The 18,584-nt window shown below is 69.8% G+C and carries 18 protein-coding genes and 2 pseudogenes; 6 read left to right on the forward strand and 14 right to left on the reverse strand.

The annotated features are described in order from the left end of the window. The first annotated feature begins 177 nt into the window (after window positions 1-177). Window positions 178-666: a mycothiol transferase gene (locus tag ABD209_RS01015; RefSeq protein WP_344060844.1), complete on the forward strand. Its 489-nt coding sequence runs from the start codon at window positions 178-180 to the stop codon at window positions 664-666. Here the strand turns inward: ABD209_RS01015 and ABD209_RS01020 are convergent. The 3 genes from ABD209_RS01020 to ABD209_RS01030 form a co-directional block, all read right to left on the reverse strand. Beyond that, entirely contained in the window at window positions 584-1,549 is a 966-nt protein-coding gene (locus tag ABD209_RS01020; protein WP_344060847.1) for a Gfo/Idh/MocA family protein, read from the reverse strand. The genes ABD209_RS01015 and ABD209_RS01020 overlap by 83 nt on opposite strands. A gap of 95 nt (window positions 1,550-1,644) precedes the next feature. After that, on the reverse strand, window positions 1,645-2,130 hold the full coding sequence (locus ABD209_RS01025) for a VOC family protein (RefSeq protein ID WP_344060850.1): 486 nt from the start codon (window positions 2,128-2,130) through the stop codon (window positions 1,645-1,647). A 24-nt stretch (window positions 2,131-2,154) separates the two neighbouring features. Then, the gene (locus ABD209_RS01030; protein ID WP_324387128.1) at window positions 2,155-2,580 is read right to left on the reverse strand and encodes a helix-turn-helix transcriptional regulator; all 426 of its coding nucleotides are present in this window, start codon (window positions 2,578-2,580) and stop codon (window positions 2,155-2,157) included. A 59-nt stretch (window positions 2,581-2,639) separates the two neighbouring features. Between ABD209_RS01030 and ABD209_RS01035 the strand changes: the two genes are divergently transcribed. Then, on the forward strand, window positions 2,640-3,245 hold the full coding sequence (locus ABD209_RS01035) for a hypothetical protein (RefSeq protein WP_344060854.1): 606 nt from the start codon (window positions 2,640-2,642) through the stop codon (window positions 3,243-3,245). On the opposite strand, the gene ABD209_RS01040 is transcribed toward ABD209_RS01035, so the two are convergent. Then, window positions 3,157-4,809, reverse strand: coding sequence for an ABC-F family ATP-binding cassette domain-containing protein (locus ABD209_RS01040; protein WP_344060857.1), 1,653 nt, complete (start codon window positions 4,807-4,809; stop codon window positions 3,157-3,159). The genes ABD209_RS01035 and ABD209_RS01040 overlap by 89 nt on opposite strands. Window positions 4,810-4,911: 102 nt before the next feature. Then, window positions 4,912-5,343, reverse strand: a complete 432-nt coding sequence (locus ABD209_RS01045; protein WP_344060860.1) for a hypothetical protein — start codon at window positions 5,341-5,343, stop codon at window positions 4,912-4,914. Window positions 5,344-5,523: 180 nt separating this feature from the next. On the opposite strand from ABD209_RS01045, the gene ABD209_RS01050 reads away from it, so the two are divergent. The 3 genes from ABD209_RS01050 (at window position 5,524) to ABD209_RS01060 (ending at window position 8,609) form a co-directional block, all read left to right on the forward strand. Then, window positions 5,524-6,015 carry a VOC family protein gene (locus tag ABD209_RS01050; RefSeq protein ID WP_344060863.1) on the forward strand — a complete coding sequence of 164 codons (492 nt, stop codon included), beginning with the start codon at window positions 5,524-5,526 and terminating at the stop codon, window positions 6,013-6,015. Then, the gene (locus ABD209_RS01055) at window positions 6,012-7,166 is read left to right on the forward strand and encodes a WD40/YVTN/BNR-like repeat-containing protein (protein WP_344060866.1); all 1,155 of its coding nucleotides are present in this window, start codon (window positions 6,012-6,014) and stop codon (window positions 7,164-7,166) included. Before ABD209_RS01050 ends, ABD209_RS01055 begins: the two co-directional genes overlap by 4 nt. Before the next feature lie 99 nt (window positions 7,167-7,265). Continuing rightward, window positions 7,266-8,609 carry a GntP family permease gene (locus ABD209_RS01060; RefSeq protein ID WP_344060869.1) on the forward strand — a complete coding sequence of 448 codons (1,344 nt, stop codon included), beginning with the start codon at window positions 7,266-7,268 and terminating at the stop codon, window positions 8,607-8,609. 33 nt (window positions 8,610-8,642) lie between these two features. Here the strand turns inward: ABD209_RS01060 and ABD209_RS01065 are convergent, their stop codons facing one another. The 7 genes and pseudogenes from ABD209_RS01065 to ABD209_RS01095 form a co-directional block, all read right to left on the reverse strand. Then, window positions 8,643-9,722, reverse strand: coding sequence for a LacI family DNA-binding transcriptional regulator (locus ABD209_RS01065; RefSeq protein WP_344060978.1), 1,080 nt, complete (start codon window positions 9,720-9,722; stop codon window positions 8,643-8,645). A gap of 55 nt (window positions 9,723-9,777) precedes the next feature. Beyond that, window positions 9,778-10,674: pseudogene (locus ABD209_RS01070) on the reverse strand (carbohydrate ABC transporter permease). A gap of 44 nt (window positions 10,675-10,718) precedes the next feature. Then, window positions 10,719-11,601, reverse strand: a pseudogene (locus tag ABD209_RS01075) (carbohydrate ABC transporter permease). A 76-nt stretch (window positions 11,602-11,677) separates the two neighbouring features. Continuing rightward, entirely contained in the window at window positions 11,678-12,607 is a 930-nt protein-coding gene (locus ABD209_RS01080; RefSeq protein WP_344060871.1) for a type 2 periplasmic-binding domain-containing protein, read from the reverse strand. 32 nt (window positions 12,608-12,639) lie between these two features. Further along, window positions 12,640-14,076, reverse strand: a complete 1,437-nt coding sequence (locus ABD209_RS01085) for a family 43 glycosylhydrolase (protein ID WP_344060874.1) — start codon at window positions 14,074-14,076, stop codon at window positions 12,640-12,642. Window positions 14,077-14,253: 177 nt separating this feature from the next. Then, the gene (locus ABD209_RS01090; protein WP_425564521.1) at window positions 14,254-14,739 is read right to left on the reverse strand and encodes a SufE family protein; all 486 of its coding nucleotides are present in this window, start codon (window positions 14,737-14,739) and stop codon (window positions 14,254-14,256) included. Next, window positions 14,736-15,659, reverse strand: coding sequence for a sulfurtransferase (locus ABD209_RS01095; RefSeq protein ID WP_344060877.1), 924 nt, complete (start codon window positions 15,657-15,659; stop codon window positions 14,736-14,738). Before ABD209_RS01095 ends, ABD209_RS01090 begins: the two co-directional genes overlap by 4 nt. A 189-nt stretch (window positions 15,660-15,848) precedes the next feature. Between ABD209_RS01095 and ABD209_RS01100 the strand changes: the two genes are divergently transcribed. Further along, a complete protein-coding gene (locus ABD209_RS01100; protein ID WP_344060880.1) occupies window positions 15,849-16,811 on the forward strand; it encodes an N-acetylglucosamine-6-phosphate deacetylase in 963 nt (320 codons plus the stop codon). A 120-nt stretch (window positions 16,812-16,931) separates the two neighbouring features. On the opposite strand, the gene ABD209_RS01105 is transcribed toward ABD209_RS01100, so the two are convergent. Then, a complete protein-coding gene (locus ABD209_RS01105) occupies window positions 16,932-17,450 on the reverse strand; it encodes a TrmH family RNA methyltransferase (protein ID WP_344060883.1) in 519 nt (172 codons plus the stop codon). Window positions 17,451-17,825: 375 nt separating this feature from the next. After that, a complete protein-coding gene (locus ABD209_RS01110; RefSeq protein WP_344060886.1) occupies window positions 17,826-18,581 on the reverse strand; it encodes an urease accessory protein UreH domain-containing protein in 756 nt (251 codons plus the stop codon). Window positions 18,582-18,584: the final 3 nt, after the last annotated feature.

Genomic DNA, 18,584 nt, shown 5'->3' on the forward strand with positions numbered 1-18,584 from the left:
GTCGGGCGAGGCCGCGCACGCTCGCTGCCCCCTGCGTACGGTGGAGGCCCACGACCGAAGGGGGACCCGTGACCAAGGCATCCACACCCGCCGAGCCCGATCGCGAGATCCTGCGCCGAGCCCTCGGCGGCGCGCGCCGCCATTCTCGCCCAACTCGACGGCCTCGACGACGAGCAGTTGCGCCGGCCGGTGCTGCCGTCCGGCTGGAGCTGCCTGGGCCTGGTCCGGCACCTGACGCTGTCGGACGAGCGCTACTGGTTCGAGAGCGTTGCGAGCGGCGGTGAACTGGATTTCTGGCCGGACGGCGAGAACGCCGACTGGGTCGTCGGACCTGAGGAGGCTGCGGCAGACGTGATCGCGGCCTATCGCGCGGCCTGCGCCGCGTCCGATGCGTTCATCGCCGCCACCGCGCTGGACATACCGCCCGCTCGGCCCGAGTCCTGGTGGGAGCAGGCGGGGCTGGCCTTTCCCGACCTGCGGGCCGTGATCGTGCACGTGATCGCCGAGACCGCGACGCACGCCGGGCCACCTCGACGCCGTCCGCGAGATGATCGACGGACGTCAGTACATCGCCTTGTAGAGCTCACCCCGCCGCGTAGGCGCGGACCTGGCCGAGCACGTCAGCCATCAGCCGCTGCACGGCGATCGTGTCGTCCAGCGGCATGACCGGACTCTCCGTGCGGCCGGCCGCCAGGCACTCGCCGACGTGCGCGATCTCGTACTGATAGCCACCGGGAAAGGTCAGGTGCTCGGGCGTCTTGCCGCGCCACACGGTCAATGACGGGGAGCGGTGGAAGCGCGAATGGACGTCGATCCACCCCTGAGTCCCGAGCAGCATCATCCGCCCCGGCCCGTATGCCGTGAACCCGCCCGACAGCGTCGCCGACCGGCCGTCGCGGTAGCCGAGGAGGACGCCGAACTTGCCCTCGACGCCGGTCGGGAAACTCCCGCCGACGGCGTGGACGACATCGGGTGTGCCGAGGAAATGCTGGGCGAAGGAAAGCACATAGACCCCGAGGTCGAGCACCGCACCACCGCCCAGCGCCGGGTCGAAGAGCCGGTCGTCGGGGTCGAAAGGCCGGAAGGCGGTCAGGTCGCCCTGGACCCCGCGCAGCGCGCCGATTTCGCCGTCGGCGATGATCCGGCGGGCGTGCGCGATCGCCGGGTTGAAGCGCGTCCACATCGCCTCCATCGCGAAAACCCCTGCGGCGCGCGCGGATTCGACAACGCGCTCGGTGTCGGCGAGGGTCGCGGTGAAGGCCTTCTCAACGAGTATCGGCTTGCCGGCCGCGATCGCCGCGAGCGCGATCTCCGTATGCTGCGGGTGCGGCGTCGCGACGTAAATCGCGTCGATCTCGGGGTCGGTGACAAGTGCGTCGTAGGACCCGTGGGCCCGCGGTATGCCGTGCTCCGCGGCGATCGCCTGGGCACGATCCAACGAGCGGGACCCCACGGCGACCACCTCGCCCTGGGGCACCTCGGCGAAAGCCTCGGTCATGACGGCCGCCATCCGGCCCGGCCCGGCGATACCCCAGCGCACAGTGGTCACGTCACCAACCCTAGAGTCGGGGCCAGCCTGGGCGGCGGGCGGAAGCGGGGGAAGGGGACGATCCCAGCCGGGGCGGCACACGGCATACGTCCTGATCAGTTGTCGGCGGATGCGGCGTGATCGGTCCAGCCGGTGGTGTCGGGTCCGCTCGCGAGATCCTTCTTGAAGCGGATCATGTTGCCGGCCGGGTCGCGGAAGGCGCAGTCGCGCACGCCATAGAACTGATCGGCCGGCTCCTGCAGCACTTCCGCGCCGCTCGCGGCGACGCGCTCGAAGACTCCATCCACGTCGTCGGTGCCGAAGATCAGGGCGCCGAGCATGCCCTTGGCGAGCAGGTCCGCCATCGCGGCCTGGTCCGCCTCGCTCATGCCGGGGTAGATGCCGGTGTTCTGCAGGACGATCTCGAGCTCCGGCTGGGTCGGCGTTTTCAGGGTGCACCAGCGGAAGCCGCCATTGCTGACGTCGGTGGCGACAGTGAAGCCGAGGGTGTCTCGGTAGAAGGCCAGGGACTTTTCGTGGTCATCGGTGAAGACGAAGACGTTGGCGACGGACAGGGTGCTGACTGCGCTTGGTGTGGTCATGACAACGACATTGGGGCCGCTCCGTCAGGCGCGCTTCTCCGAAAGTGATCGCTTCGGCGTGACCCGGACGGGGCGGGTGATCTGCTTGGCGATGCACCCCGGTATGCCGCGCAGCTCCTCGTGCGAGCGCGCGCGATAGGCGCTCGGTGTCTCGCCCATCAACTCGGTGAACCGCGCGCTGAACGAGCCGAGCGAGGTGCAGCCGACGGCCATGCAGACGTCCGTCACGCTGTGATCGGTGTTGCGCAACAGCGCCGCTGCGCGTTCGACCCGGCGCGTCATCAGGTGAGCATGCGGCGTCTCGCCGAAGGCCTCCTTGAAGCTGCGCTGGAAGTGCCCGACCGACATCAGGGCATCCCGGGCCAGGGCGGGGACATCCAGCGGCTCGGCGAACGCGCGATCCATCCGGTCGCGGGCCTGCCGCAGCCGGATCAGATCGTCGCGCTCCATGCCCGACAGGGTAGGCGGCGACGCCCACACCCGGGCGGCTGCGGTGCGATAGTCGAGAGATGACCGATGTCGAGGCCGGCCCCTGGATCGCCGTCGATGCCGCCGGTTGCGGGGCCGACGATCTCTCCTTCTGCGGCGCGGTCGGCGTCACCGTCGCGGCGCAGACACCGTGGGACGAGGTCGTCGCGGCGAGCGTGGCGCAGGGATGGGTCGGGCTGGAGTGGCTCTCCGGTCTCCCCGGGACTGTCGAGGCGGCGGTGGTCGGCAACCACACGGCATACGGGCACTGGGTGGGGGAGTCGGTTGCCCGCGTGCGCACGCGGATGGTTGCCACCAGCCGTCAACGGACGTATGCCGCGGCCGACTGCGCGTTCGAACCGCACCGTTCGCGCTTCCTGGCCGACCCCGCGGCCCACGTCCTTCTCGACGTGAACTTGCTGCTGCGCCAAGGCGATCTAAGCGACCCGGTGGTCGACGAGGACTTCGCGCGACTCGCCGGCGTGCCCCTCGGGGCGCGGCTCCCGGCGGTCGACGTGCGGGCCCTGATCACGTCGAGACGGCAAGCCAGGGGCAGGGTCAGGGGGCGATCTCGCGGACCTGGCCGGCGTCGACCTCCCAACGGCGGGTCAGGCGGACGGTGGCCAGCATCCGGCGGTCGTGGGTGACCAGCAGGACGGTGCCGTCGAAGGCGTCGATCGCCTGCTCCAACTGCTCGATGGCCGGCAGGTCGAGATGATTGGTCGGCTCGTCCAGGACGAGCAGGTTGACGCCGCGGGCCTGCAGCAGGGCCAGCGCGGCCCGGGTCCGCTCGCCCGGTGAGAGCGAGTTCGCCTGGCGCGCAATGTGATCGGCTCGCAGCCCGAACTTCGCCAGGAGGGTGCGCACATCGGCGTGCGACCAGTCCGGCATCTCCTCCTCGAAGGCCCGCACGAGGGTCAGCTCCGACTCGAAGCTCGCCCGGGCCTGGTCGACCTCGCCGACGACGACCGACGACCGCAGGCCAGCACTCCCGGCGGCCGGCGCGATGCGGCCGAGCAGCAGCCCAAGCAGGGTGGTCTTGCCCGACCCATTGGGGCCGGTGATCGCGACCCGGTCACCAAGATCGAGCTGGACATCGACCGGGCCGAGACGGAAGGCACCCCGCTCGACGACGGCACCGGAGGCGACCGCGACGATATCGCCGGACCGGCCGGCCGAGGCGATCGTGAACTGTAGCTCCCACTCCTTGCGCGGCTCTTCCACGACCTCCAGGCGCTCGATCATCCGCTCGGTCTGGCGCGCCTTCGCGGCCTGCTTCTCCGAGGTCGCGACAGCGTGGGCACGGATGAACTTGTCCCGCTCCGAGCCAGACTTCTTCTTGCGCAACGCATTTCGCGTGCCCTTGTCCATCCAGGCGCGCTGCCGTCGGGCGCGGTCCGCAAGCGCGGCCCGACGTGCCGAATACTCCTCGAAACTCTCCCGAGCCCGGCGCCGGGCGATCGAACGCTCCTGGAGATAGGCGTCATACGTCCCGCCATAGGTCGCGACGGTCAGCAGCGACCGGTCGATCTCGACCACGGCGGTGACGGTCCGCGAGAGAAACTCCCGGTCATGGCTGACCACGACACAGGGGGCATCCAGCCCGGCGACGAAGTCCTCGAGCAGGTCCAGGCCGGCGGCGTCGAGGTCGTTGGTCGGCTCGTCCAGGAAGTAGGCGTCATACCGCGAGAGCAGCAGGCCAGCCAGTGAGACGCGCGCAGCTTGCCCGCCGGAGAGCGTGTCGGCGAAGCGGTCGAGATCGATCGCGAGCCCGAGCTGCGCGGCGACGATCTCCAGGCGCTCGTCCAGGTCACCGCCGCCGAGGGCGAGCCAGGTTTCCAACGCGTCGGCATAGGCATTGTCAGCGCCCGCCGACCCCGAAGCCAGCGCGTCGGCCGCAGCCTCCATGGCGGTGCTCGCGGGCCCGACGCCGGTGCGGCGCAACAGTTGCGCTCGGATGGTCTCGCCGGTGCGGGCGTCGGGCACCTGCGTCAACAGCCCGAGGCGCGCGTGCCGAGGAGAGCGGCTGAGGGTGCCGCGGTCCGGCGCGCGCACCCCTGCGAGGATGCGCAGCAGGGTCGACTTTCCGGCGCCATTGGGCCCGACCAACCCGATGACATCCCCGGGGGCGACGATCAGGTCGAGCCCGGAGAAAAGCTCCCGGTCACCGAAGGATGCGCCCACCCCGCGGACTTGGATCGTCGCGCTCACGCTCGGCAGTCTCGCACTCCCGCGAGCCCGGGCTCACCTGTGTTTCGGCGGGACGCGGCCTAGGCGGCGCGATGCCGGGCATTCGCGCCGCCCAGGTTCGGATCAGCCGGCGACCGGGAGGGTGGCCACGCACACCTCGCCGGTGCGCAGGTCGATGGCGGACGCGCCGACATTGTCGGTGCCACTCTGGTCGGCCGTGCCTCGGCTGACCGCGACATCGCCCGCGGTGTTCGAAACGCGCACCCCGGCATACACGCCGGTGAGGTTGTCGGCGACCCCGACGGCCCACGGGTGGTAGGCGCCGGACCCGTCCACGCCGACCGTGATGGCGATGGAGCCGCCCGAGGCGCTCGCGGTCAGCGCGATCGTGGATCCCTTGGTGCACGTCGCGACCACGGGGACCTCGATAGCGGTGGCGGATGCGGCGGGGGCATAGGCAAGGGCGGCGGTGAGGGCGCCGGCGAAGGTGATGGCGGTGGCGGAACGACGAGCGGTCATCAGGATGCCTTTCACTAACAATGGGTTGCTGGGCATGGTCTTTCCTATGCCCGATGAGCTACCCGCGGGAACACGCAGCGGCTACGGAGACCGGTGGCCGGCCGGGGGAGCCGTGCGCACGGCATACGGAAGTCGACCCATTCGCGTATGACGGTTGCGCACCTTTCACCCCGCGTCACCCGCCGCTCCGGGCGCCGCCGGGGGTAGCGTCGCAGGATGGTCCAGATCACGCCCAACCTGTGGTTCGACGACAATGCGGAACAGGCGGCGCAGTTCTATGTCGCGATCTTCCCGGGCTCGCGCATCACGAATATTGCCCGCTACACCGCGGCCGGCCCAGGGCCCGAAGGCCAAGCGGTGACGGTCGATTTCGAACTCGACGGCCAGCCCTTCACCGGCATCAACGGCGGGCCGATGTTCACCTTCAGCGAGGCCGTCTCCTTCGCCCTACCGTGCGCCGACCAGGCCGAGTCCGACCGCTATTGGGAGGCGCTGCTGGCCGATGGTGGACAGCCGTCCCAGTGCGGCTGGCTCAAGGACAAGTTCGGGCTCTCCTGGCAGGTCTACCCGCGCGCGCTGGGCGACTACACCGCGGACCCCGACCCAGAACGCGCGGCGCGGGCGACCGCGGCCATGCTGCAGATGAGCCGGATCGACCTGGCTGCCGTCGCGGCCGCGGCCGACGGACTCCCGCAGGAGCACTCGTGACCGGGGCCGCCGCGCGCATTCTGGTGGGCACCACCAAGGGTGCCTTCCTGCTGGACGGGGACGCCGACCGCGCGACCTGGCGCGTGCGCGGGCCGTTCTGCGACGGCTGGCCGATCAACCACATCGTCGGCGATCCCGCGACCGGCACGATCTGGGCCGGCGGTGGGGGCGACTGGACCGGTGCGGGGGTCTGGCGCTCGGCCGACGACGGAGCAACCTGGGACGTATGCCGACTCACGTCCGGTCAACTCGACGAGTGGGCTGCCGGCGACCCCGCATTCGCCGAGCAGATCGGCTGGTCCGAGGACGCGCTGCCCTTTGGGACGCGGTTCAGCCAGATCTGGTCCTTGGCGCGCGTCGGCGAGCGAGTCTTTGCCGGCACCAAGCCGGCCGTCCTGCTGGTCAGCGATGACGACGGGCGCAGTTGGTCGGAGGTCAAGGGACTAAGCGATCACCCCTCGCGCCCGGACTGGGCGCCGGGGGCGGCGGGGCTGGTGCTGCACACGATCACCAGCGACCCCGTCGACCCGGACCGGATCTGGATCGGCATCTCCTCCGCGGGCGTCTTCGCCTCGACGGACGGGGGTGTGACGTGGGAGCGGCGCAACGACCTGGCCGACCCCACGGCATACGGCGATCCGGGGCACCCGGCGGCGCCGAGCGGTGGTCAGGTCGGGCACTGCGTCCACCACATCGAACGGGCCGCGGACGGCACGCTCTATCAGCAAAACCATTACGGCACGTGGCGATCCGGCGACGCGGGCGAGACGTGGACCGAGATCGGGTCCGGTCTGCCATCCACCTTCGGTTTCCCACTCCTGGTGCATCCGCGCGATCCGCAGACGATCTGGACCCTGCCGCTCAATGGCGACTCGGCGGGGCGGTTCCCGCCCGACGCGGCCGCGGCGGTCTGGCGCTCAGTCGACGGCGGCGCTACCTGGCAAGACCAGCGCGCCGGCCTGCCGCAGGAGGCCTGCTTCTTCACGGTGCTGCGGCAGGGGATGGCGGGCGACAGGCGCACGCCCGCCGGGGTCTACTTCGGGACCAACTCGGGGTCGGTCTTCGCCAGCCGCGACGAGGGCCAGACGTGGACCGAGATCGCCCGGCACCTCCCGACGATCCTCGCCGTCGAGGTGCTGGACCGGGGCTGATTCTTACCAAGAGGTAGAGCGTCGAGGACGCGGTGACGCGGGCAACTTCGGCAGACTGTGGCTACCGAGGCTCGGCGGCGCACGCGAAGGGGAGTTCTGATGATCGCGCTACACACCACGATCGCGATAGCGGCCATCATCTTGTTGATCATCCGGGCCAAAGTGGATCCCATCATCGCGCTGGTGCTCGGCTGCCTCTATCTGGGCCTGGCATCCGGCATCGGCTTCGAGAAGACCGTCGACGCGATCACCTCGGGCTTCGGCGACATCATGGCCAAGATCGGATTATTGATCGGCTTCGGGGTGCTCATGGGCGCCTTGCTGCATCGCCTTGGCGCCTTCAAGGTGATGGTCGAGGCGCTCGTGCGGGTCGTTCCCGCCAACCGGCTGCCTTATGCCCTCGCGATGGCGCTCGCAACCATCGCCCCGTCGATCTATGTCGATGTCCAGGTTGTGCTCGCCGCTCCCGTGGCCCGCTCGTCCTCGAAGTTCATCAGCAAGGACGGCCTCGCCTGGCTGTCCGGCGCCCTCGGGACCGGCATCTTCTGCGGCTACGTTTTCGTCATCCCTGGCCTGGCCGCCATCTCGATTGCCGGTCTGCTGAAGGTCCCGCTCGGGACCTACCTGATCTACGGCATCGTGATCGGCCCGTTGACCGCGCTGATCACCGTCTGGATCTTCCGCCGGATGCTGGCCCTGGGCTGGTGGGACGCGACCAAGGACGAAGAGGAGTCGGAGGCCCTCGCCGAGGAGGAAGCCGCCGGGGAGGTCCGGGACGGCGGCCGGCGGCCCTCCCTGCTGCTCGCGATCTCTCCGATCATCGTGCCCTTGCTGATGATCGCCTTCGGCGCCTTCGCCGACCTCGCCGGCAAGTCGAATGCGTTCATCGCCTTCATCGGCAATGCGAATGTCGCGCTTTTCCTCGGCCTGCTCGGGGCGTATGCCATTGCCCGCCGCTTCGTCGGCACGACGGCGAGCGCCGACGCCTTCAGCGACGGGCTGCACACCACCGGCGAGATCCTGCTCGTCACCGGTGTCGGTGGCTCCCTCGGTGCGGTGATCAAGGCCACCGGCCTAGCGAAACTCCTCGGCGGGCTCTTCTCGGTGAACGCCGGTGCCCCCATCGTCTTGAGCCTGCTGCTCGCCTGGTTCATCGCCGCGGTGCTGCACCTGGCCATCGGTTCGGTGTCCGTCGCCGCGATCACGGCCGCCGGCATCATCGCGCCCATCCTCGGGTCGATCCCCGTCGCGCCCGTGGTCGTCGGCCTAGCGATCGCCTCGGGTTCGCTGTTTGCGCTGCAGGTCAACAGCAACTTCTTCTGGATGTTCACGTCGTTGCTCGGCCTGTCCACACGTGGCGGCCTCAAGACAATGACCACGGTGACCTCGATCGCCTCGCTCGTCTCGCTGCCACTGGTCGTGGTGGCGGCTCTCGTCTCCTGACGCGGCTCGCCTGCCCGTCCTCAGGCCAGGGGGTCAGGGCTGCGCAGCTGCGAGGACGTATGCCGGCGGCGCCGCCACCGATGACCGCGGCACCGCCGGGCAGATCACCGAGACGATCCCGTCACGGTCCGTGGCCACCGGGCCCGCTGACGATGCGGCGCCCCGGACATCACCGCTCGGGTCGGGCCCCTCGGCGGGGCCGAGGCCCATCAGCAGGCGCACGCCCAGCACGCCCAATTCGTAGTGCGGCAGGGCCACGGTCGACAGCGGCGGCCGCAAGTGGGCCGCGATGACCTCCTGGTTGTCGAAGCCGACAACCGAGACGTCATCGGGGACGCGCAAGCCGCGATCGCGAAGCGCGTCGTAGACACCCATGGCGACCCGGTCGTTGTGACAGAAGACGCCGGTGACACCCAACTCGGGCAGGTCCAGCCCCGCGGCATACCCGCCTTCCTGCTCGGGCGAGGTGTCGATCACCAGCGCGGGGTCGAAGGCCACGCCGGCGTCCGCGAGTGCCTCGCGGTAGCCGGCAAGCCGACCCGTGCGCGCAGGTGACGGCGTCGTCGTGTTGAGGAAGGCGATCCGTCGGTGCCCGGCGTCGAGCAGGATCCGAGTGGCCGTGCGCCCGCCACCCCCCTCGTCCGGCACGACCGCCCGAACCCCTGGGGTCGATGAAAAGCAGTTCACGAGAACGTGATCCGCCGAGGACAGCCCGGCTGGGACGACCACCTCACGGTGGTACCACGTCGAATAGAGCACGCCCTGGACCTGGTGATCGAGCATCATCTCCAAGGCCTGTGCCTCGGCCGCGGCGTTGTCCTCGGTGTTGGCGACCAGCAGGCTGCAACCGAGACGCCACGCTTCGTCCTGAGCGCCCCGGATCACGGCGCCCGCGAAGGGCGTGGTCGCGATCGAGTCGGCGAGCAGGCCGATGAACCGCGACTCGCCCTTGACCAGCGCCGCGGCGCTCAGGTTGGGCCGGTAGCCCAGCTCGGCGACCGCCTCGCGGACCCGGCGCCGGGCATCGGGGCCGATGCGCACACCCTGCTTGTCGTTGATGACGTGCGAGACGGTGGCGGTCGACACCCCCGCGAGGGCGGCCACCTCTCGCATGGTCACCCGTCCCGAGCCGCCCGGCAGCCGGCCATCGGGTGTGTCGCTCACGTGGTCAGCCCTTCGTCGCACCGCTCTCCAATCCGTACATCATCGCCTTGTTCAACGCGAGGAAGACCAGCAGGAGGGGTGTCACGGTCACACAGACCGCGGCGAAGGTCGCCGTCCAGTCCGTCTTGCCCATCGCGCCGATGTAGTTCTGCAGACCCAGCGGCACCGTCTTGAGGTCCTCGGACAACACGAAGGTGTTGCCGAAGACGAAGTCGTTCCAGATGAAGATGGCGTTGATCATCACCACCGTCACGATCGTGTTGACCGACATCGGCAAGGTGATCCGGGTGAAGATCGCGATCGGGCCGGCCCCGTCGATGGAGGCCGCGTCATACAGCTCGCGGGGGATGTATTCGAAGAAGCTGATGAACAGATAGAGCGACATCGGCAGGGCGAACCCGGCGAGCGGGATGATCATCGAGGCGTGCGTGTCGAGCAGCCCCACCTTGGCGTAGTCGACGAAGAGCGGCACCAGGGCCACCTGCACCGGGACGATGATCCCGATCAGGAACAGCCCGCGCACCAGCTTGCTGCCGCGGAAGCCCAGCACCTGTATCGCCTAGGCGCCCATCATCCCGCAAACCACGATGAGGGCAGCCGAACCGAGCGTCACCACGAGGGAATTGACGATATTGCGCAGCAGGTCGCCCTGAGCGAAGGCCCGGCTGAAGTTGTCGAGCGTGAAGCTTTCCGGCAACCCAAAGGCGCCATTGCGCGCGAAGTCCTGCTCGTCGCGGACCGCGGTCAGGAAGATCCACGCCAGCGGGTAGACCTGCACGATCGCCAGGGTTGCGAGCAGGGCGCGCGAAATCGCCTTACCGAGGTGAAGTCGTCGCGTGCGAGCCGTATGCCGTGGGGCCGGCCCATCGGCATACGTCTCGGCGTCCTGGGGAGCGGACATGCTGCGGGCGAGGCTGGTGTCGACGGGGCGGATCGGGGCCATGGTCATCGATCGGCCTTCCGGTAGAGCAGGAGATAGACCAGGCCGACGGCGACCAGGCACTCGGCGACGATGAAGACCGACATCGCGCTGGCATAGCCGTAGTTCGTGCTGGTGAACGCGGTCTTGTACATATAGGTCGTCACCAGTTCAGAGGAACGGCCGGGGCCGCCATTTGTCAGCAGGTAGGGGATGTCGAAGCCGCGCAAGGCGAAGGTGGTCGCCATGACGGTCATGGTGATCCAGACCGGGCGGATGTAGGGGAAGCGGATCTTGGCGAAGACCTGCCAGGCGTTGGCCCCGTCGAGGCGCGCGGCTTCCTCCAACTCATTGGGCACCGCGAGGAGCGCGGCGTAGATGATGATCGTGTAGAGCCCGACGAAGCGCCAGCCCTCGGGGACCGACACAGCGGCCAGCACGGTGTCGACATCGGAGAGCCAGGGGCGCGCCAGCGAGCCGAGGCCGACGCCCTTGAGGATGCCGTTGAGCAGGCCGGTCGGCTCGTAGGAGTAAATCCGTTGGAAGAGTAGGCCGATCGCAACGGTGGAGATGACGGCCGGCAGGAGATAGAGGACCTTGAGGATCTCTCGGCCCTTGGTGATGGTCAGCAGCAACGAGGCGATCAGCAGCGCGCCGCCGAGCTGGAGGATCAGGCAGATCGCGACAATAGACGAGCTGGTTAACGAAGGCCGTGGTGAAGGTCGGGTTACCGCCGACCATGTGCGCGTAGTTGTCGAGGCCGACGATCTGCATATCGGTGATGCCGTCCCACTCGAAGAGCGAGAGGTAGACCGACTGCAGAATCGGCAGCAGCACGGCGCCGCCGAAGAGCAGGAGGGGCGGCGCGAGGAAGAGGGCGACCGACCATCGGGATCGATAGGGAAGCAAGGGTGACCTCCGTCGGGCTCCGGTGGGTCGTGCGCGAGCGGGCGCAGGCACGACCCACCGGCCGGGCAGGGCTCGCTCAGCCGAAGAACTTCGGGGCGTTCTGGGCGAGGGTGGTGACCATCGTCTCGATGGACTGCTGCGGGGTGACGTCGCCCTGGACGAGCAGGACGAGCTCCTGCTGGAGCTTGGTGTTCGTCGTCGGGTCGAGCTGGGTGTCCCAGGGCATAGCCAGTTTGCCGACGGAGTCGGCGGTGGTCAGGGCCTTCTGGTAGAGCGGGGTGGCGTTCGCCGGGATGGTGACCTCGGTCTTGGTGGGAGCGAGGGCGCCGGCCGCGGCATACCGGCTGGGGTAGTTGGTGAGCGCGAACTTGAGGAAGTCGCGCACCAGCGGGTCGTAGGTCTTGGCGTTGATGGCCATTCCGATGCCGGACGGAGCGACATAGTCGTTGGGACCGGTCTTGGCACCCGCGATGGTCGGCAGGGTGAAGAAGTCGACGTCATCGCGGATGTCGGCGGGGAGTTTGTCGGTGGCGAGCGCCGGGAGTTCCCAGGTGCCCATGTTGTAGACCGCGGCCGTGCCGGCCGTGAAGAGGTTCTCGGCGTCGGTGTAGCCGAGCGAGGAGAAGCCCTTCTGGAAACAGCCGGCCTTGCCGAGGTCGGCGAGCCAGGTCGCGGCCTTGGTGCCGGCCGGGTCGCTGAACTTGGCCTGGCCCTTCTTCAGCTTGGCGACATAATCCTCACCCTCCATGCGGAAGGGCTGGTAGGCCATGAAGCGCTCCAGCGGCCACTGCTCCTTGCCAGCCATGGCGATCGGCGTCACACCGGCCTTGGCGAGCGCGGTGCACATGGCGGGGAAGTCATCGAGGCTGGTGGGGATCGCGATGTCTCGGCGTCGACCATCTGGGTTGACGTTCCCGGGGCAGACGCCGGTGGTCGAGCTTCCGCCGCAGGCGCTGAGCGTCAAGGCGGTGGCGGCCGCCGCGGCGGCCAGGGCGAACTTCTTCATGAGTGGTGCACTCCTTCGTGCGAAGGTCCGGTTCAGGCCGGGCGCTGGGTGAGATTGACCTCGACGACCTCGAGTCGTCCGTCGCTGACGAACAGACCGAGCCGTCCGCAGGAGTGGTCGTAAAGGGGAGTGCTCAGGGTGACCACGCCGTCCAGGGTGAGGACCGCGAGGTCGCCGTCGACGACGGCGTCGAGCACATGGCGACCGGGGGCTAGGTGGGCCGGCCGTTCGAGTTCGAGAATCTGGGGGACATCGCCGCTGATCTGCCACTGCGCCGGGCCGGTGGAGCGGCGCGGCCAGCGGTCGAGGACCATGCGGCCGGCGTGCGGCTCCAGGCGCAGGACGTAGCCCGTGTCGCCGTCAGCCGAGCAGCGCAGGAGGAGTCCGAACTCCCGGGTTCCCTCCTCGATGTCGACGACGACTCGCGCGTGAAACTGTTGTGGCAGTTCGTTTTCCGAGACAACGCAGGCATATCCGTCGAGCGCGGTCAGCGGGCCTTTGGTCAGGCCGAGCTGCGCCGCGTGGTCCTGGGTGAAGCTGGCGAGCAACTCCGGCGCGGGCGCCATCGTCAGCGTGCCGTCGGGTTGCTGGGTGGCTTCGAGGATCGAGAGCGTGCCCGCCCACAGCCAGGCGCCGTCGTCGCGGTGGCCCTCCCGGGTCGCGATCCAGCCGAAGAAGAAGCGGCGCCCGTTGCGGGCGGCCGACTTCGCGGCATACCAGGCGCGCCCGTCGAGGGTGTCCTGCGCCGGAGCGAGCCACGGGCCCTCGGGGGAGCGCGCCATCCGGTAGCGCGTGACGAAGCGGTCGGAGAACTCGGAGTAGACGAGATACCACCAGCCGTTCCACTCGAAGACCTCGGGGCACTCCTGGGTGACATAGCGGCGGGGGTCCCAGATCGGGTCGGCGATCGCCCACGTCACGAGGTCGTCGGAGACCAGTCGCGCGACCGTGCCGCGGCGCCGCTCCGCCCCGCCCGTATGCCGTGCCGCCAGCAACAGATGCCAGCGTCCGTCCGGGTGCCTGAAGACAAAGGGGTCCCGCCAGTCCGCGGACTCGTAGCCTGCGGGTGCGCCGACGGTGTGCTCCGGGTGCTTGGTCCAGGTGGCCATGCCATTGGTGCTCGTGGCATGGGCGACGCGCTGGAGCGGCTGGCCGTCGGCGCCGCGGATCACTGGGTTCTGCGCGGTGTAGAAGAGGTGATGGACCCCTGCGTCATCGCGCACGACGCTGCCGGTGTAGCAGTTGTGATCGTGGCTGTCGGGGCTGGTGCCTGTCGGCAGCGCCAGGCCCGCGTCGATGAAGGTGACCAGGTCGTCCGTCGTGACCCGGTGCCACGGCATACCGGCGGGGTTCTCGGCGCGACGGTCAAGGAGATAGAAGAGGTGGAAGCGGCCGTCCTCCGCATACGGAATGACGTCGCCCACCCAGCCCGCCTCGGGCCGGAAGAACACCGGCGGTGGTGTGTGCATGTGTGGTGGCCCCTGGGTGGCTTAATCGCTCAATTCCCCGATACGGGAGACTTAGGGCGTGGTCAAGCGCTTAACCAGGAGGGTTCGGAGGTGACATGGCAGGCGTCGTGGCTCCTGGCGTCGCCGGCCTCTGCACGCATTGTCGACCCCTCGCGCGAGCCCGGGGGCTGACCAGGCTCAGGCGCCGTCGTCCCGGGCGGCGATCTGGAGTCTCACCTGGCGCTTGATCCGGCTGAGCATCGCCACCATGCCACGCATCCGCAGCGGCGAAATCACCTCCGCCAGAGCAAAGTTCATCGGCGCGTGCTCGGGCGTAGCCAGGATCTCCGCCGCGCTGGCCCCGTCGAGGCCGGCGTGCAGGATGCCCGCGAAACCCCGCGTCGTGGGCGCCTCGCGCGGGGCGGAGAAGAAGAGCCCGACGCGCTGATCGTCGCTGCGCACGCCGGGTTGGGCGCCCACCTCGACGGCGAGGAAAAGGGGCGACTGGCACTCGTGGACCTGTTCGAGCTTCTCGGGCGCATCGGCATACCGGGGCGGGAGGTCGGGCAGGTCCTCGCCGAATTCCAACAACAACTGCACCCGGTCCTTGGCGCTCGCCTCGCGGAAGTCGGTCGCGATCTCGGCGAGCGCGGGCGGCATACCGGCGGTGGGGTCCGCGCTCACCGCTCGATCGGCATACGCACCGCGTTGCCCCACTCGGTCCAGGAGCCGTCATAGTTGCGGACCTTCTCGAAGCCGAGCAGGTGTGTCAGCACGAACCAGGTGTGGCTGCTGCGCTCGCCGATACGGCAGTAGGCGACGACCTCGTCCTCGGGCGAGAGCCCCTGCTCCTCGAGGTAGATCGCCTCGAGCTCGGCGCGCGACTTGAAGGTGCCGTCCGCATTGGCCGCGCGGGCCCACGGGACCGACTTCGCGCCCCGGATGTGGCCGCCGCGCAGCGACCCCTCCTGCGGGTAGTCGGGCATGTGCAGCAGTTCGCCGGAGTATTCACCGGGCGAGCGAACGTCGACCAGCGGCTTGCCGAGGTGGGCTAGAACGTCCTCCTTGAAGGCGCGGATCGCGGCGTCGTCGCGTTCGATCACCGGGTAGGCCGCGTCCCCCGTCGCGGGGCTCACCGTCGGCACGTCGCGGGTCAGCTCGCGTCCTTCGGCGATCCACTTCGCCCGGCCGCCGTCGAGCAGACGGACGTCGTCATGCCCGAAGAGGGTCATCACCCACAGGGCGTAGGCCGCCCACCAGTTGCTCTTGTCGCCATAGATGACCACGGTCGTGTCGCGGCCGATGCCGCGCTCGGTCATCAACTGCGCGAACTGCTCCCCGTCGACATAGTCGCGATTGATCGGGTCGTTGAGGTCCTGCTGCCAGTCCAGCTTGAGTGCGCCCGGGATGTGCCCGGTCCCGTAGAGCAGGACGTCCTCGTCGGACTCCAGCACCGCGATCGGCGTGCCCGCGCCCGCCTCCCCGTCGGCGAGCTTCGCGGCCAGCCAGTCGGTGGTCACCAGCCGCTCGGGATGGGCGTATGCCGCGTGTCCCGCCTCCGAGGTCGGCTCGGCGGAGTCGGTGCTGGGCTGGGCGTCAGTCATAACTCCACGTTACCCCGCCGCCAACGCCGGGTTTTCGGTCGTCGGGTTGGCCGTTGGGTTGGCCTATCGGACGGCCCCTCGGGCTGCTGCATCGGAGGGCCGTCGGACGGCCCGTCGGACGGCCCGTCGGACGGACGTCAGGCCGGGCGCGCGGCATGCGTCGCCCGCTCCGCTGTGACACTGTCCTGCGTGACCGCTGCCGCGCTCGTGACCCCCGGGACTTTGGTCGACATTCATGCCCATGGGGGCGTCGGGCACCAGTTCGGCGCGGATTGCCGCGGCACCCTGCTGGCGATCGCGCATCACCGGGCGCAGAGCGTCGAGCGGGTCGTCGCCTCGCTGGTGACCGCCACGGATGCCGCGTTGATCGATCAGGTGGGTGTACTCGCCCCGCTGGTGGCCGAGGGCGTGCTGGCCGGCATCCATCTGGAGGGACCGTTCCTCTCCGTCGCGCGATGTGGGGCCCACGACCGGGCATTGGTGCGCGATCCCGACCCCGGCCTGATCGAGCGGCTGGCCGCGGTCGCCGCCGCGGCCGGTGCGCCGCGGGCGATCCGGCACCTGACCTTTGCGCCCGAACGGCCGGGGGCCGCCGCGTTGGTCGAGACGTGCGCGCGCCTCGGCATCGTGCCGGCGATCGGGCATACGGACGCGGATGCGGGAACGATCACGCGGGCGATCGGACGGATCGCCGAGCGCACCGGGAGTCCGGCTTTGGTGACGCACTTGTTCAACGGGATGCCTGCCTTCCATCACCGCGCGGGCGGGCCGGCCGCCGCCGCCCTTGCCGCGGCGGCGCGTGGTGAGGCGATCGTGGAGCTGATCGCGGACGGGGTGCACGTGTCTCCTGAGGTGGTGGCGATGGTCTTCGATCTGGTTGGGCCCGACCGGGTCGCCTTGGTCTCGGACGCCATGGCCGCGACCGGGCTCGGTGACGGGCGCTACCGGATCGGTGCCCTTCCGGTCGACGTGCGTGCGGGGACCGCGCGGCTGGTGGGCCCGGACGGCTCGCTGGGCCCGATCGCCGGCTCCACGCATACGCTCGCCGACTGTGTCGCGTGGGCGGTCGGTGTCGCCGGCATCGCGCCCGCCGATGCCCGCCGCGCCGCGAGCATCACGCCGGCGCGCGCTATTGCGCTCAGCCTCGGCTAACAGCCCGCGAGCCTGCCTGACAGCCGTCGAGAGTCGGCGACACGCCGACGGACCGGCCCGGCGCTGCGCGTGTCGCCGACTCTCGACACGAGGACCCGCGTCGATAGCCAGGAGTCGGTGTCACGAGAGCCCGGCGAGGCGGTAGAGCACCAGGCTGCCCGCGACGGCGACGTTGAGGCTGGCCCCCCACCCCACCATCGGGATCTCGACGCACCCGTCGACACCGGCGAGCACCTGGTCGGGGATCCCGTGGTGCTCGTGGCCAAGGAGCAGGACCGTGGGCTCACGGGCCGGGCCCAGCCGGGGCAGCGGGGTGGCGTCGTCGGCGAGTTCGACGGCGAGCAGGCGCCGGCCGGCGGCTCGTTGCTCGGCGAGCCACTCCTCCTTGGTGGGCGCCACCCAGTGGATGCACGGCCGACGACCCCGGAGGGTATCGCCGACGGTTAGCGCCTTGCGGTAGTGCTCGGTGCGCGGCACCGCCAGGCACGCGCCCACCGCGTCGCAGGTGCGCAGGAGGGTGCCGAGGTTCGCGTCATACGCCACCCAGAGCGGTGCGACGATCAGGTGATTCCAGCACCCGTGGCGCGAGCGGCGGCGCTGGCTGCGCAACTTCCGCGGATTGGTCTTGGCGCCGGTCATCGGCGCGTGGCGGGGACTCCCGAGAGGCTCAAGTCTGTGGCGCCTTTCAGCGGCGGCGCCGGTCCATCGACGAGGAGCCACCCAGGATAGCGCGGCACCGACTGTCGGCCCCGGAGCGGTCCGGGCCTAGGACGCCCCCCGAAGTATGCCCACGCAGAGCGTGGGACCCAGCTCCAACACGTCGCGGGGACCGCTGTCCGTCCGTGGTTTGGTCACCCGACGTCGGTTTCTTGGGCCACGGGATGCACGCCATCAGGTAGGCACGGACGACGGCGCACGCATCGGTCACGTCCGATCGCCGGAGGAGGACGCTCGTCGACGTTGTTGTTACGCAGCCAGCGCTGCGGGATCACCGCTCCCGGATGGCGCGCGCAGTCAGGGCGCCGGCGTCGATGCTCCGCCCACCGGCAGGTTCGGCTCCCACGACCATGGCCCGAATCTCGAGCGCTCGACGATCCACGTCTCGACATCGTGCACGACGCCGGTGGCGATCAGCAGCCCGACGATCATGACGAGCACGCCGAGTGCCCGGCGCCAGGCTGCGTGCGGGTCCGCGGCCCAGCGCAGGCGTCGGACGGCCCGCTGCCCCACAAGGCCGACGGCCAGCAAGACCGCGCATAACCCGAGAACGTATGCCGCGAGCAGCCCCAGCCCGCGGGCCGGCTCGGCCGGCAGGACGGTGACAACGACATACGCATAGAGCGGGCTGCACGAGGTGAAGACGGGGCCGAGGGCGGCACCGGTCAGGGCGGCCCCAGCGATCCCGCGCCGCTGGTGGGACCGTGAAAGCCCTTGTGCCGTAGCACTACTCAACCGTGTGGCGATGGCCACGCGGTCCCATAGCTCGGGTGCTGTGGCGGCGACTCCGAGACCGACCAGCACGCTGCCGCTCACGAGCTGCCAGGCACGGGGCGGGACGTCGATGAGCGCGGTCGACACGCGGAGCAGCAGGGTGAACACGACCACGCTGGCGCCGAGCGCTGCGGTGATCACCACGGCGCGCCGGCGCGCCTCGCTGGTCACGGCGCCCTGCAGAGACCCGCCGACAACGACCGGCAGCAGGGTAAGCGCACACGGCGCCAGCGTCGTCAGGGCGCCGGCCAGCAAGGCACCGGCCAAGGCGGCGATCATCGG

It is taken from the genome of Nostocoides vanveenii, assembly GCF_039531165.1.
In the GTDB taxonomy this organism is placed as follows: domain Bacteria; phylum Actinomycetota; class Actinomycetes; order Actinomycetales; family Dermatophilaceae; genus Nostocoides_A; species Nostocoides_A vanveenii.